Source organism: Desulfomonile tiedjei DSM 6799, from assembly GCF_000266945.1.
GTDB classification, from domain to species: Bacteria; Desulfobacterota; Desulfomonilia; order Desulfomonilales; family Desulfomonilaceae; genus Desulfomonile; species Desulfomonile tiedjei.
On record NC_018025.1, the window covers coordinates 119220 to 134889 of the forward strand.

Consider the following 15670-nt stretch of genomic DNA (forward strand, 5'->3'; position numbering starts at 1 on the left):
ACTGGTCGCAACTCACGGAGCAACGGGCAAAGCTGTAGCCATCAGCTTTGATATTCGATTGTGATCTTCAGTTTGCGGCGGGAGGTTTCAGAAGGCAGACGGGAGGAGAAACGGAAATCCGTCACGCCATGCAAAATCATGGTCGAGGCTTATCACGACAGCCCGCCCCAGAATAATTCAAATGCCTCGAAAAGAAGCTCATTTGAACTAAGAGTTCTGAGTGGTCGAACTTATAAGAGATTGTCCGGAATTCGTCAACCATTAATTGCAGAAGAACGGGTTTTTTTTCGCAATATCATCTACTAACCTCTCATGGGAAAAACCCCGGGTAAATGCCAGCCTCATACGCGCGAGCGTCAAGTTCTCTGAAAACAACCGTATCCAGGTAGCCTATTTTCCAGGAATTCACCACTGATATGATGTCGAATCGTCAAATCCTGCGCAAACCTGCCAACCAGATCGTTTAAATTGTAGTTTACAGATTCCTGCCATAAGCGTATTTTTGAGACTTCTTTTGGTTTGTCGAATGTTTTGCGGAGGGTAGATGGTTGCCTGGAGTCAAACTTACCGGGGAGTTTGTCGTGTCGTTCCGTTTCGAGGAAGAAGCGCTCTCACATGGAGCCCGCAGAATAGCCGGTGTCGACGAAGCCGGCAGAGGTCCGCTGGCCGGACCTGTGGTTGCCGCAGCAGTAATCATGCATGCGTCGGCTCCTATAACGGAAGTCAATGATTCCAAACTGCTGACTGCGCCCGTTCGGGAAGCTCTTTACACGCAAATCATGGAACGAGCCGCATCTGTCGGTATCGGCATCGTATCGTCCCGAATTATTGATGAAATCAACATTTATCAGGCGACGAAGCTCGCTATGAAACAGGCGATCGATGCAATCGAGCCGCCGCCGGACTATCTCCTCATAGACGGTAATATGAAATTGCCGGTCGAATTACCCCAAATGACCATCGTGAAGGGTGACAGGCTTTCATTCTCGGTTGCTGCTGCGGGAATCGTCGCAAAGGTCACAAGAGATCGGCTTATGATGCAATTTCACGACGAGTACCCCCAGTACGGTTTCGACAAGCACAAGGGATATGCTACCAAATCTCACCGGGAAGCCATTCTCCGGCATGGACCTTGCCCCATCCACAGGGCAGGATTCAAGGGAGTGAAACAACCTGAACTTCCTCTCTTTTCGTCATGTGATGAGGAAGAATAGCAATTACTGCCTGCCATGGCGTCGCAACAATTCACATTGGCATTCCTGCGACGGAAGCACAATTCCATTTACTGTCTGCTCTCTTCCGGAGGACAGTCATAATACGTGTGTACGCCGACCTGTAATTTGCCGAAAAGATTGCCTTCCTGTGCAAGCGACGACAGGTACAACGTGTACACTCCCGCGGATCTTCCCGGACAGGGCCACCACATAAAAAGATCCAATTTATCGTCCGAATCGATGTCTCCTGCCCAAAGCAGTGTCGGAAGTTCCATGTGTTTCGTTAAATCGTACTTAATGCCATGCTCCGTCAGATCAAGCACCGCTCTGGGAGCAGGATCCTGGATATCCGGTCGATTCCGGGTTTTGTAGTAGTCCAATACTTGAGTTTTCTCACCGTCAGTGAACTCTGCCTTATAGTTGCATACAAATGTTTTTGGGCCGGCCTTGATGACATTGCCAAAAACCCGAACGAATGGATGTGATTCCCGAGCATTGTCCGTGGATTCCCACGGGGTCATGAACAGAACGGATTCGCCGGGATAGATGAACCTGTCACCGAGAAATGCTGTCCTCACAGGGCCGGTTTTCAAATCCGGCAATCCTTTGATCAGGAAGAGCGGCTGTTCGGGAAAGCCAACCTCGGCACGTACGATCTTGTTGCGCTGATGATCGATGCCATAGGTTACGGTAATCTTCGCGGGTAAAATCAGAGGGCCGACGTTTGACGGAAAAAGGCCGAGCAGGATTTCATCGGATTTGATCTCTGAATTAGGAAACATGTTGATTTGTGGCACTATCAAGATTGGCTTGTCACGGGGGGTGTCTTGTGCTCCGGATACAGATGCACACAACAGGATGATTGCCGTGATTAAGAAGATCAATTGTCTCATTTTAAGCCCCCTCAGCAATTTTTACTCATGGAACGATAATAATGTTCCTTAAGCGATCGGCAATTGGCTAACTAACATACTTTAGCATACAATAAGGAACCTCTCAAGAACTTCAGATGAATCGCAGGCTTATGCGAGTGGCCGCTGACGCAAACGAAAGAATTGCCACGTAATTTCGGCTGAAGAAAAGGCTGTTATTGACAGGAAAATAGTGAACGATCCGGCTAAGGACTGATATGGAAAGTGATAGATTTTTTAGTGGGCCCGGGAACCTATCTTACAAGACAGGTTCCCTGTATTACTGCTTTGAAAACATATTGGTCTTAATAATTATTGACGACCCCACTGAAATTTCGATTTTTGATCGGATTGCTGCTCGGGAGCGGGCTGATCGGCTTTCTTCTGTGTGTCCACCTGGCCCCATCTCATCTTCTTACCTGACGGTTTATCGGCTTCTCCACCTGTGGCTTGAACAGGAGTGCCTCTCTTCTTTTCATCCTGGATCTGAGTCTTCGACTCTGCACTCGGTAGCAACGACTCGACTCCCGGGCTGGTTTCTGCCGGTTTCGGAGCAGTCCGGGCGGCCGGAGGTTGTGCCGGAGCAGCCGGACGTCGATCTGCCGGACGCTGTATAGTCAATGACCGCGGAGTTGTTTCCTGGCGAACTGCGGGACGGGGGGCAGGCTGAATCGGAGCTGCAGCCTGGGGTACATTTCCCTCTTCCGGCGAAGCCTCTATCTCCGGCGGGATGAAACTGTCGTAAATCTCTTGCTCTCCAAAAGATTTAGTTGAAGGAACCCGAAAATCCAGACTGTAATCATCTTCGGTGATCACCGGGTCTGCGGGAGGAAATCGGTCCCAGTAGATTTCTTCTTCCTCTGCATAAGCAGCGCTGCACGCGCATAAAAGAATAAGGCCGAGGCATAGGATCTTTCTCATTTCACACTCCTTGACTAATAATCCAGTCAATCCTCCCCAAAAAATTCAAAAACTTATGACCTAAATTTAGCATAAAGGATGATAATTAGTCAATAATTTAATCGAGCCGAAGGAACATTCGGTCATGCACAACTATATATTGGTGGGTGCCGTGCCTCCGTGCCGGCACATCTTTAAGATGATCTATATTAACGGATAGAATTGTGAACTCTCAATCCAGTACAGACAATTATCAAATTCGCGTGCTTCCGGGACCATCCGAAAGTGCGCTGTCGAAATCTATCGGTTTAACCCTCCAAATACGATTCTTGAGATCGTCCAAAACCGTATACACGATGGGTATAAAGATCAAAGTGAAGAGGGTCGCGACGGAGAGTCCCCCCACAACCGCCATAGCCAAACCGTTGTAGATTTCCGCTCCCGCACCGTGTTTCAATGCAAGCGGAAGCATTCCGAGCACCATGGAAATGGCTGTCATGAAGATAGGTCGCATTCTTCTCTGACTGGCTAGAATCAGGGCTTCATCACGTGCTATCCCGTGTTCTTCGATGAGTTGCACAGCATACGTGATGAGGAGAATCGCGTTTTTCACGACGAGTCCCACCATCATGATGTAACCCAGAATAGTAAACGAGTCGAAGGGAATATTCGTAGCTTTTACCAGCGCATTTGCGCCTATTATGGAAAGTGGAACGCTCAGGAGAATCGATAACGGCCGCACAAACGATTGGAACTGCATGACGAGCAAGAGATACACTACCACCACTGAAAGCGGAAATACAAACTTGACTGCGTCCGTAAGCTTCTTCAGTTCATTGACTGCACCAAAAGGAATGATCGAATAGCCAACCGGAAAAGCCACGGTGGAGTAAATTTTTGAGACGACTTCATTGAAGACGTCGCCGAGAGGACGATCTTGAATAGTAAATTGAACTCGCGCATTTCGCTTGGAGTTATAATGAGTTATCTGGAGTGGACCGAACGTGGTTTCCACGGAGGCTACACTGGTGAGCGGAATCTGCACTCCGGGTTTCTGAGGTGACGTAAGAATTATCCTCCCTACGTCGGAAACAGTTGAAAAATCTTCTTCCTGACCCTTGACCCGGATATAAAAATAACGTCCGTCAACATCGTACTGAGACGTTGCTTTTTGTCCACCCACCGCAGCTTCCACCGCATCGGCGACATCCCGTACTTCGAGCCCGAAATGAGCGGCACGCTGATGATCCACTCTGATTTCGATCTGGGGCTTTTTGAGTGCCAAATCCGTGTATCGGAAAATAATCCCTTTCGTGGTGTTGCCGATTTCCATGATCTGCTGCACGAGTTGTTCGATAACGAGATAGCTTTTGCCCATGATCCGTACGTCAACCACATTGGAGCGTGAATAGATGTTACCGAATAAGGGAAACTGAATCGGATTGATGTCTTTGACCGGAAGGTCTTTTGCCGCTCTTACCGCATCCTGTGCCACCTGAGTAATTGGTACGCCACTTTCTTCTTCGCGATCGCACACGAGATACACCATGTTCCGAAAGGAATTCCTATTGGGAATAGCGACAATATGCCGAACGCCCTTAATATTTTTCCACCGGTCTTCCATTATGGACATGACGCGGCTGTTTTCTTCCAGACTGGTGCCTTCATACGAGTCAACTTTCATCCGGACCAGATTTGTTCCCCCCGTGGGCAGATATCCCATACCAGGAAGAAGCCAATGGGAGATTCCGAACAGAATGATTATCCCCAGTATTAATGCCGTTTTTCGACCATAGCCATGCATGAAGAATTTCAACGACCACATGAAACCGTTTGCCACGAGGGTTCCCACGCGATCCAGATAGTTGAGAGGCATCAGAATTATCTTGAGCGCTCCCCTCGGCTCTTCTTCATTGCGCATCCAGCGGGAAGCGAGCATCGGCACAACGGTAAATGCATCGAACAGGGACATGAACACAGCGCAGGAGATAATAAATGCGACTGGAGCAAAAAGTGTCCCAACCTCGCCCTTGAGGAGGAGAATCGGCATAAACACCGCTGCTGTCGTAAGTGTAGCCATGAAAGCAGCCATGCCCACTTCTCTCGTACCATCCACGCACGCTCGGATGATGTTCTTCCCTTCCTCATAACGATGACGGTGAATATTTTCCAGCACCACAATGGCATCGTCCACCACGAGTCCGATGGACAAGGCAAGTCCCGCTAGAGACAGTACGTTGATCGAGTACCCGAATGCATACATCCCGATGAACGTTCCGATAATGGAAACAGGTATGGACGTTGCCACTATGAAGATGCTTCTCCATTTCTTGAGGAACAGGAAAAGCACCAATAAAACAAGAATGACAGCTTCAATGAGGCTATATGTGACTATTCGGACCGCGTCTCGAATATAGGTGCTCTGATCGTACAATTTTTCGAATTTGACTCCGAGAGGCCCATATTCCTTGTTCATCAGGGCTATTTCACGATTAACCAGATCGATGGTATTGACGATATTTGCGCCCACTTGATTAAAAACGCTGAAGCTGATTCCGGTTACTCCATTGATGCGGCAATAGGAATCCGGCCGCTCATAGAGATCTTCGATGATCGCAACATCCTGGAGATGAATGATAGGCTCGCCCGGTTTTGAAATGATGACTTTACGGAATTGCTCTGCCGTAAGCAGTTCGCCGACGGTACGAACCGTCCATTCACGTGTTCCTTCAATGAAGTAGCCGCCGCTCCTGTTCAGGTTGGTGCGATCGATAAAGTTCTTTATGTCCGATACAGTGAGTTGTCGGGCTTTCAACCGTTCGGCATCAAACGTGATGCGCATTTCGCGATTGCGGTTTCCGTCGAACTGACAGTCCCCTACGCCTTCAATTCGCTTGATACGCGGGGCAATCTCGCGGTCAGCCCACGTAGACATGGTTACGATGTCTACGTTCCCGGTGAGCGAAAACTGATAGACCGGCAGACTCACGCGTTCGGAAGCTTTGAAAATCTGAGGCTTCTGAACAGCAGACGGAAGGTCGGTTACCCGATCGAGATTCCGTTGCAACTCTGCTGCTGCAAGATCCAGATTTGTTCCCGGCTTGAAATTGAGAATAATGAATGATTGACCGTACGGAGAAAAGCTATGTGAATAAAGCAGATTGGAGACGCCACTTAGATTGTCCTCGAAACGAGTCGTTATTTCGCCTTCGATTTCTTCGGGAGCCGCTCCCGGGAATTTGGTCGCAACCACCAGAACCGGCTGTTCGGTATCGGGTTTTAGCTCGACAACCAAGAAGGTCAAGCATACGTACCCGAAAACCAAAACGAGCAGCACTCGAACGATAACGGTTATGGGAAACCTTACGGACGCTTCGGCAATATTCATGGGGAACCTCTCACGGGAACAATGATACCGCATTGACAGCTCTTGCAAAAGAGATTCAGCGGCTTGCCCGTTCGTGCTTTTGGCTGCTTTCCTGATGCTGAGTATTCATGATTTCTCGAATGCTTCTTGCCAGACCGGGAGCAAGATGATAATGAACCTTGAAACAGCAAGAACATGAGGGATTCCGGGCCACACATTGTGTAGTGCCCTATCGTGAAGAAGTGTAGGCAGATAATGGAAAAGAGTGTGTGTAAATCGAAAGAATGGGCCGCTCATGTACAAGCAGGTTCGGACCATGCCGAAAGATACATTGACCGGCTGATTTCGGTCTTGCAGAGCATCGACCGGGAAGCAATCGGACGCATCATAGAGTTATTTCTTCAGGCACGAGCTCGAGGTAGCACGATCTTCTTTCTCGGAAATGGCGGGAGCGCTGCCACAGCCGCACATTTTGCGAACGATCTTGGATTCGGCGCTTCTCCGGAAGGCAAGACTCCATTCCGTGCCCTTTGTCTTGCCTCCAATCCAGCGTTTCTTACCTGCCTCGCGAACGATATCGGATACGAAAATATCTTTTCATGGCAACTCCGTAATCTCATGCGGCCGGGAGATATCGTGGTCGGCATTTCCGCAAGCGGAAATTCACCCAACGTAGTGAATGCCCTCCTCTATGCTGCAGAAAACAATGGAATTCCTGTGGCTTTTACCGGATTCGACGGTGGTCGCATAAAGCATATTGCACATTATTGTGTTCATTTTGTAACGAACAAGGGTGAGTACGGCCCTGTAGAAGATGCTCACATGGTCCTGGATCACCTTATTGCAAGTTATCTGGCCCATGTGGACTAGCAGGAAAAGAATATCGGGGAGGAACTTCTTGTAATCCCGCCTTTGGCGGGACTCTCCGAACCTCCGGCGCTAACTTTGTTCCAATCTCTTACGTCCCTATGGGACGAAAGGAAATAGCCCGGTAATTCATTGCCGGGACTCCTGTGAATCAGCCGTCCCTCTGGGACTCACGAATCCTTATAATTGCTCAGGTAACCGGCGATGAATCGCCGGCCTATTATCAGATGTTCCTCCGGAACAAAAGATAAATGAGCTTAAGTTAACGCTTGTGCCCTGAACCCCTCCTCAAAAACTTTGGGCACTCGCCGGAACCCGAATCTCCTTCTGGTCAGAAATGTCATTCTCTGGAAATAGCATCACCAACTCTCTCCAAAATAGCCGTACAACTTTTCTGATCGTTTTCGGCTGCTGTATAGCCGTAATTATCCCTTTTGCGATTGTGGATTTCCCACCCATAACCGATCTGCCTCAACAATCTGCTCAGATTCGACTATTTCTCGAGACAATCCACGATGACGGTGGGGGACCGTATCGCATTCAGTGGTTCACTCCGTACAGCCTCTCATATTTGCTCCTTGGTGGAAGTTGGATGGTTTTCGGCCCACATGACGCAGGACGAGTGGGAATGGCCCTGATCGGCGTTCTCTGGATTCTTGCATTTTGGTGGGTTGCAAGGAAGAGAAACAGGCCGGAATCCTCGGCAATTTTAGCTGGGGTGTTCTTTTTCAATCATATTGTGTACTGGGGTTTTTATAGCTTTGCAGTTGGCTGGCCCATTTTTTTGCTCTGGTTTCAAGCTGTATCGGATTCGGACGATGAAAGACTTTCGTGGAAGTCGTTCGCAACGTTTTCCACGTTGGGATTGCTCCTTTACCTGAGCCATGTGCTCTGGCTCCTGGCTGGAGTCGCATGGTTTGTGCTCCATGGAGTATGCATCCGTCGTTCGATTCGAACACTGATACACGGAATCGCATACTTGGGCCCGCTCGTAATTGCGGTAATTCTCTGGTATCCACTCCTTGCAGGTTCCACAATGGCTACGCCTCCCTTGTGGGCCACAGATCCCTTATCCAGAATCAGTTTTTCATGGTTGGCAGATGCTGCGCTCGGGGGGTTGGAGGGAAATGCTGAGGCCATTATCCTCGTTTTCTGTCTCGTGTGGCTCGTTCTATCGGCCCGGCGCACCTGGTCCGAATTTGCTGCGGAAACAGACGCTGAAATGCTCCTATGTGCCGGAATGTTCCTGGTGTTCGCATTGATACTCCCAGACAAATTCATGAACACCATACGTTTCGGTCAACGGTGGGTTCCGCCTGCAACAATCCTGCTCCTGGGAGCCATGCCGGGCCCCCGATATAAGCCTGGTTACCTCAGAGCTGCAGCTCTCGCAGTGCTTGCAGGATTTGCCATATACGTCGCTTCAGCGTGGTTTGCATTCGAACGCACCGAATTGACGGGACTCAGAGCTGCACTGGAGAATCTTCCCCAGTCACCGAAAACCCTCGGCCTGAGCTTTCCCCAGAAGAGTGAAATCGTACGAGGATATCCTTTCATCCAGATGTTTGCTTATTCCCAGGTGCTGAAGGGAGGGTTGCTGAACTTTTCCTTTGCCGAGTTTTCGCCCTGCCTCGTTGTATACAAGACGCAATTTCAACGATCCTGGACAGGCGGACTGGAATGGTTTCCCGGCCGGTTGCGTGAATCAGATTTGGAATGGTTCGATCATATAATCGTGAATGGGCCCGATCGGGTACATTCTCTCCTGATGAGCAAGCTTCCGGTCCAGCCCGTAACGAAAGAAGGTACCTGGAGACTCTACCGGATCAATTGAGTTCCATTAGCAAGTGTCCGCAAACGTGCAATACCGTTTCGCAGTTGTGCACATAAAATAGCGAAGGCTGGAGTGTCCGGAGCGGAGTGATTATACCGATTCTCGAAAGTAATCACGGATTGTGAAGAGCAGTTCCCAGCAATTGGTAGCGCCGGCCTCCGTGCCGGCGAACAATTCACCAAACAAATCAATAAGTTCTCGCCGGCAGGGACGCCGGCGCTACTGATTCTTCTCATTGCAGGCATTGGATTTCGTCAAGACTTTCGATAACCGCTATAGACGGCTCTGCGTCGTCCGGAGCGAGGAAACTCCAGCCTCCCAGATTTTGGAAGAAAAGTGAATCGGTATAAGTGATGAAAATTCAGGGAACCTTCTCTTTGCGGTAAGGTTCCCTTATTTACAGCTATATATGAATCTTTTCTAAGGGGTGTATGGGCGATGTCCCTTAATTTGCCGGGTTACTTACAGGAGGAACAATCTTCTACCATCTGTCCGCCGGATATGGGACATTCCGATTCATCAGTCATTCGGTAACAAATACCGTTGATGCAACAGCATTTTTTGGACTTTTTCATGATGACCTCCGTCAGATAGTACACGTACATAAAATATGGTGAGCATCGAATCACGAGTCAAATCGAGGATAGCGGTTGACACTGAGGCGCACATGATCGATTTTTATTCCAACCTGATTCAGGCAACTATCTTTTCTATAAATTGTCCCAACCTGTGGACTCGAATATACATGTGTGAGGTAGACTATGAAAAAGAACGCTGGACAGCTCTACTCCTTATCGATACTTCGCTTGTTGTGTTCGGTCCTGTGCGCCCTAGGACTGCTGATTGCAATACCGAACTTGGGGTATTCCCAGACAAAACCAGCCGACAAACCGGAATCGGCCATCGATCAACTGAAAGATCTTGCAGAAAAAGGCAACGCAGAGGCCCAAACCAAACTCGCCGATCTCTACAGAGAAGGTGAGAAAGTCGCCAAGGATCTTCAGAAATCGGCAGAATATTACAAGAAGGCTGCGGACCAGGGATTTGCCGAGGCCCAGTACAAACTCGGCAAGCTGTACATGGAGGCAAAAGAGTTGGCGCAAAAACCCGATGAGGCTTTCGAGTGGATGAAGAAAGCCGCTGATCAGGGATTCACTGCTGCAAAACAGAAGATCGATGAACTCGCGGCGAAAACACGGGAATCTATGGAAGGAGTGGTTAAACCCACCAAACCGCCTGAACCGCCGGCCGATAAAAAAGGACAATAACAGATCTTCTCGATCCTCCAGGGCGAAAGGGGAGCATCGAGCTGTCAATACGGCTGCACATGGCGCGGCTAACGTATGGCATTTCGTATACACCAATTGTGAAAATTAGTGTCTGATTGAAGATTAGGGATATTGGTGGGTGCCGTGCCTCTGTGCCGGCACATATTTAATATAATCGATGATATCAATAGAATGGACCGGCAGGGAGACCGCCGGTCCCCTCTAGTATCTTGCCGGTTATTCGGCTCCATATGTTTTGAGGATCTTGACCACTTCCACATTTCCTGCCGACGAAGCCCACATGAGTGCAGTCCATCCGTTTCGATCTTTTGCGTGAATATCCGCTTTAGCGTTCAGAAGCTGCTTAACCACATCGGCATGTCCTTCTGCCGAGGCTACAATGAGAGCCGTAGCACCGTACTGGTCCTTTGCTTCCAGATCTGCGCCCGCATCGACAACACTTTTCACGACTGCAACGTATCCTCTTCGGGCCGCACGCATGAGAGCCGTCCATCCATAGTCATCTTTGGCGTTTACGTCAGCCCCTTTTTGCAGGAGGAACCGCACTACCGATTCAAAACCACGTCGACACGCCTTCATCAGGGCAGTGGCTCCGTACTGATCGCGGTCTTCCAGCCCGTCTTCTTTATCCAACAGAATTTTGACAATCGCTTCCTGCCCTGTTGCCGCAGCCCACATCAGAGGCGTCCATCCGTTCTTGTCCTTGATGCGAACATCCGCATTGCTTTGGATGAGCAAATTCGCCACCCCTACCTGACCTTCTCTGCACGCCACAATCAGAGCAGTCCATCCCTCGGAATCCCTTTCGTTCACATCTGTTCCGGCTTCTATCAGTTCACGCACTCTCTCTGTGTTACCTGTCATGGAAGCGTAGATTATTTTATTCTTCATGGGTGCGCCGCAATGGGGGCACGCCTCGGCGAGACTGGATACACCGTCTCCACACTCGTAACATGCTGTTAAAGCCATGATATTTTCCTCCGTCAAGAGAATTACTTAGCAGTATATTTTTCCAGGAGACTTATGATGTCCCTATTGCGAATGGAAGAAGCCCACATCATTGCGGTCCATCCATTTTTATCCCGAGCCTTAATGTCAGGATTTTTTTCCAGAATCAGTCGGACAGCTTCTCTGTGTCCCTCGCTTGCCGCCAATATAAGAGCGGTATTTCCGTCCTTGTCCGAAAGATTGGGATTAGCCCCCCGAGCCAAAAGCAATTTGACTACTCTCGAATGGCCGCCTCTAGCCGCGCGCATTAGAGCCGTTCCCCCATCTGCATCCACAGCATTCACATCTGCTCCCTTGTCCAGAAGAAAACCGGCGACTTCAGTAAATCCGCGCCTACTCGCTTTCATGATGGCGGTAGCCCCGAATCTGTCCTGATAATTAATGTCGGCACCGTATTTGAGAAGAAGTGCGGCTACATTGTCGTATCCGAGAGATGCAGCCCAGATCAGAGGCGTCCACCCTGTTGCATCGGGGAAGTCCGGATCTGCTCCTGCTTCCAACAATAGCTGAACCACTCCGACATGACCTTCTCGTGCTGCCAAAACGAGCGAGCACAGCCCTTCTGCATCTTTGGCATTGACGTCCGCTCCGTGTTCCAAGAGCGTTTTCACAGTCCCGACATGGCCCATGAGAGCGGCCCTCATGAGAGCGGTAACACCGTCAGCATTTGCTGAATCGGTATCCATGCCATGTCTCAGAAGGATTTCTACAATTTCGCGATGTCCTCCAGCCGCCGCCCATCGCAATGCTCTCGGATCGATCTCAGCGCCTTTCTCCAGCAAAAGTCTTACTATCCCTGCATTTCCGGCTTTTGCAGCTTTGAAGATCGCTGACTCATTCTTATTGTCTTTGGCATTGACATCCGCTCCATGCCTCAGAAGAATTTCTGCGAAATCGATATGATTCCTCGAACAGGCTTCTATCAGCGGAGTTCTTCCGGTTTCGTTTGCGGTGTTGACATTCGCTCCGTACTTGATCAGCAATTCGGCGATATCCGAGTGTCCCTGAGCTGCCGCCCATATGAGCGCTTGATCGCTATCTTCTTTCGCAGTCACGCTTGCGCCTGCATCGAGGAGAATCCTTATAACCTCCGGATTGCCGGTTGAGACTGCCCACATGAGCGCAGAAGCACCGGATTCGTCTGCAATCTGAAATTCTGCTCCAGACTTGAGCAGCACTTCGAGAATGGAGACGTTTCCGAGTTCGGCAGCTTTCATGAGCGGAGTGCAGCCTGCTCTGTCTTTTGTATTAACGTTAGCTCCTCTCTTGATCAGGTCCTGAAGAGCTTCGATATCTCCGCATTCCACAATCTTGATCAGCTTATTTTCCATGGGTGCGCCGCAATGGGGGCAAGCTTTCGCAAGACTGGACACTTTGCCGTCGCATTCATAGCAAATCATGAGAGCCATCGGTAATCACCTCTCCTGGGATCTGAACAAGAGATGCGCATGAGTTCACGGTTCGAATCGGCCGATTCCGGGGAGTAGCGGAGTAGCTCGGCAAGATCGCTCTTACCTGCTATTCAGTCTTCCCGAGAGATCCGCAAGTAAGTCGGCCTGCTGCAGGATACCGCTCGGCGCTCTCTGTCTAAAGTCGTAAGAAGCAATAGGCGTGCCAATGACAGGAAACGATTAAGTCCCAGAAAAGGAAGGATTGGAGATTCATGAGAGTAATGAGTCGTGAATTTGCTGTCGCACGACTGTAATAATTCCTGACAGAATGTAAAAGCCGGATTAAGCGATAAATGAGTGTGGGCCCTATCCCGATCTCCAGAAGTTATTCCCGGAGTGCTTTTTAAGCCGTGCAGACATTCGATCCGCATGAGTCCGGTCAGGTCGAATAAGCGGGCGGAAAGAACACTCCAGTGCCGGGATGATGTGAGCCCACTACGATCAGTACTGAGCTCCATGAGCTTTCAGCAACTTGACTACATTTGCGTGACCGGCGGAGAAGGCCCAGAGCCAAGCAGTCCAGCCGTTCTTATCCTTTGCGTGCATCTCGGCGCCCTTTTCGAGGAGCACGCGTACGACCTCTTCATGACCTTCCGATGCAGCTATAATGAGAGAAGTAGCGCCATATTCGTCCCGTGCTTCCGTGTCTGCTCCTGATTCGAGGAGAAGAGCGGCCAGATCGAAAAATCCTCTTCTCGCGGTCCGCATGAGCGCTGTGCGACCGAGATTGTCCACAGCGTTGATCTGTGCTCCACGCTGAATGAGAATCCTGGCGACTTCCGGGAAATGGCGACGCGCTGCTTTCATGAGCGCGGTGGCTCCGTATTGATCGGTAGCCTCAATGTGAGCCCCACGTGCGAGAAGCCGCTCTACAAGTTCGGCTTGACCTACGGCAGCCGCCCACAACAGGGGGGTCCAGCCGTAAGGGTCTTTCGCCTCAACATCGGCTCCTTGATCCAAGAGGAATTCAGCGATCTCCACATTGCCCTTCATAGTTGCCTTCATCAATGGTGTCAGGCCGTCTTGCCCCACAGAATCCACAAGTACCCCCTCGCGAATCATTCTTACGACTTCATCCAAATTGCCCGATTCGGCTGCAATAGAAAGCTGTGTTTCCATTGATTCGTCCCCTCTCATTCGATACCGCAATCGTGGGAGCATTCTTTTACAAAGAAGATTTCCCCAATGTTACATTTCTGCATCAAAATGGCACAAGAACCACTATGCATCAATCGATTTCACGTGAACATCCTAAGGCCAATTCGCTTTTATGAACCCAATTTTGGCCGGCACGGAGGCCGACCACTACCGGCTGATAGGAGGGTCCGGCGTCTCTGCCGGACTTCCCGATTTTATTAAGTTTTCGGCGAAATGGTATAAGACAATTCATCGTGGTCTGGACACGTTTGGCTATGGGAAAAGCCGCCGGAGAGGTACTATATACAACTCGGCTCACTATATCAGGATTCAACTTTCTCAGAAATAATATTTCCAGGATTTAAGATGAATCCGGGGTCGAGAATGCTTTTGATGTTCCGGATACTCTCCAGACCCTGCCGGCCGATCATCATTTCAAGCATCTCACGCTTCAACTTGCCGATGCCGTGCTCTCCGGAAACGCTTCCGCCCAGAGAGCAGATCTTCTTGGCCATGAGCCTGTACTCTGCTCGGAAATGCTCCATTTCTTCCGGCGAATCCGGAATCATGTTCGCATGAATATGCGCATTTCCTATGTGACCGAACCAGTATGTCTTTCCCTGTGGAAGCTCATCATGAAGTGCCAGAAAGGTGTCGAGACTCTTCATGGGCACCGAGAAATCCGTGGCGACTTTGACCAGGCCCGGTCTGATCAGCTCATTGAGCTGTTCCGGAACTGACTGGCGCTCTTTTCTCATTCTGCGTATTTGCCCGGAGTCAAAAGCGACTTCCGTCACAATCCCGGTCCCGGCAAGCCTTCCATTCAATGACTCTATAAATTCAGCCCATATGGAGGCCAGTTCCATGGGATCTTCCGTTGGATCATATTCTTGCTCTATGTACAAGGCACCGTAAGCAGTGTGAAGTTTGTGACCGATTTCAGCGCTCAAGAAGGGAGCGACGGACCGGTGAAGCCATTCCATACAGGATGGCTGCAATTTCGCGATTAGCCGGGAATTCTTACTCATCCCCCAGAATGCCAGCTCGCGACAGAGTTCTCTTTCAATCTCTGTTTCACCGGACAAGCACCTTCGAAAATGGTCCAGCAGAGTCACCAGACGGACTGTGGTTTGCCGGTCCGGAAGATATGCCATAAGAGCGAAATGCGGCAATCGCGCAGGCAACAATCGAGTTTTGATATTGACGATGACTCCAAGAATTCCCTCGGACCCGATGAACAGATCTATGAGATCCAAAGGATCGGATGAGAAAAGACCGGCGGAATTCTTGCACTCTCTCCAGGGACGCTGTTCCACCCCGGGTACAGGCAAGACCAGATCCAGATCTGCTCGCGGGGAGAACATTTCCGCGGGAATTCTGAATACCCCGTTCCTGCTTTCAATCAGGCCTCGATGCAATTTCAGGACTGAGCCTGAAGCCAGAACTACCTCGATTGCCTCAACATAATCCCGCGTAGGACCGTACCGATAACTCAGTGCGCCGGAAGCATTTGTGGCCACGGTTCCACCCAAGGTGCAGGACTCTTCAGATGTAGGATCCGGCGGATAGAACATTCCGTTCAGTTCAACGAGGCTCCTGTATAGCTTGAGGTTTATGAAAGCGTCTCAAAACCTGCGCACTGCGGCGAATCACGCAAGCCGGACGGGAGGACCTGCTTCTGGGAAAAAAGCA

Annotated in this window: 11 protein-coding genes; 4 read left to right on the plus strand and 7 right to left on the minus strand. The window is 50.0% G+C overall.

Features of this window, described 5'->3' with window-relative positions; translation table 11 throughout:
• Positions 1 to 548 precede the first annotated feature (548 nt).
• Complete coding sequence (gene rnhB, locus DESTI_RS00515; protein WP_014808009.1) at positions 549 to 1214, plus strand: ribonuclease HII; 666 nt, start codon at positions 549 to 551, stop codon at positions 1212 to 1214.
• A 68-nt stretch (positions 1215 to 1282) separates the two neighbouring features.
• Here the strand turns inward: rnhB and DESTI_RS00520 are convergent, their stop codons facing one another.
• The 3 genes from DESTI_RS00520 to DESTI_RS00530 all read right to left on the minus strand — a co-directional run bounded on the left by DESTI_RS00520 (position 1283) and on the right by DESTI_RS00530 (position 6413).
• Entirely contained in the window at positions 1283 to 2107 is an 825-nt protein-coding gene (locus tag DESTI_RS00520; RefSeq protein WP_014808010.1) for a hypothetical protein, read from the minus strand.
• A 330-nt stretch (positions 2108 to 2437) separates the two neighbouring features.
• Positions 2438 to 3046: a hypothetical protein gene (locus tag DESTI_RS00525; protein WP_014808011.1), complete on the minus strand. Its 609-nt coding sequence runs from the start codon at positions 3044 to 3046 to the stop codon at positions 2438 to 2440.
• A gap of 232 nt (positions 3047 to 3278) precedes the next feature.
• Positions 3279 to 6413 carry an efflux RND transporter permease subunit gene (locus DESTI_RS00530; protein WP_014808012.1) on the minus strand — a complete coding sequence of 1045 codons (3135 nt, stop codon included), beginning with the start codon at positions 6411 to 6413 and terminating at the stop codon, positions 3279 to 3281.
• Between the two features lie 246 nt (positions 6414 to 6659).
• Here DESTI_RS00530 and DESTI_RS00535 point away from each other — a divergent pair, with 246 nt between their 5' ends.
• The 3 genes from DESTI_RS00535 to DESTI_RS28195 all read left to right on the plus strand — a co-directional run bounded on the left by DESTI_RS00535 (position 6660) and on the right by DESTI_RS28195 (position 10361).
• A complete protein-coding gene (locus DESTI_RS00535; protein WP_211213731.1) occupies positions 6660 to 7262 on the plus strand; it encodes a D-sedoheptulose-7-phosphate isomerase in 603 nt (200 codons plus the stop codon).
• A gap of 334 nt (positions 7263 to 7596) precedes the next feature.
• Entirely contained in the window at positions 7597 to 9093 is a 1497-nt protein-coding gene (locus DESTI_RS00540; RefSeq protein ID WP_014808014.1) for a hypothetical protein, read from the plus strand.
• A 761-nt stretch (positions 9094 to 9854) separates the two neighbouring features.
• A complete protein-coding gene (locus DESTI_RS28195) occupies positions 9855 to 10361 on the plus strand; it encodes a tetratricopeptide repeat protein (RefSeq protein WP_014808015.1) in 507 nt (168 codons plus the stop codon).
• A 237-nt stretch (positions 10362 to 10598) separates the two neighbouring features.
• Here DESTI_RS28195 and DESTI_RS00550 read toward each other — a convergent pair whose 3' ends face one another.
• From DESTI_RS00550 to DESTI_RS00565, 4 genes are all read right to left on the minus strand, one after another.
• Positions 10599 to 11351, minus strand: a complete 753-nt coding sequence (locus DESTI_RS00550) for an ankyrin repeat domain-containing protein (RefSeq protein ID WP_014808016.1) — start codon at positions 11349 to 11351, stop codon at positions 10599 to 10601.
• Between the two features lie 23 nt (positions 11352 to 11374).
• Positions 11375 to 12799, minus strand: a complete 1425-nt coding sequence (locus DESTI_RS00555; RefSeq protein WP_014808017.1) for an ankyrin repeat domain-containing protein — start codon at positions 12797 to 12799, stop codon at positions 11375 to 11377.
• A gap of 483 nt (positions 12800 to 13282) precedes the next feature.
• Positions 13283 to 13960, minus strand: a complete 678-nt coding sequence (locus DESTI_RS00560; RefSeq protein WP_014808018.1) for an ankyrin repeat domain-containing protein — start codon at positions 13958 to 13960, stop codon at positions 13283 to 13285.
• A gap of 341 nt (positions 13961 to 14301) precedes the next feature.
• Positions 14302 to 15552 (minus strand): FAD-binding oxidoreductase, encoded by a 1251-nt coding sequence (locus tag DESTI_RS00565; RefSeq protein WP_041285849.1) that lies wholly within the window; start codon positions 15550 to 15552, stop codon positions 14302 to 14304.
• Positions 15553 to 15670 lie beyond the last annotated feature (118 nt).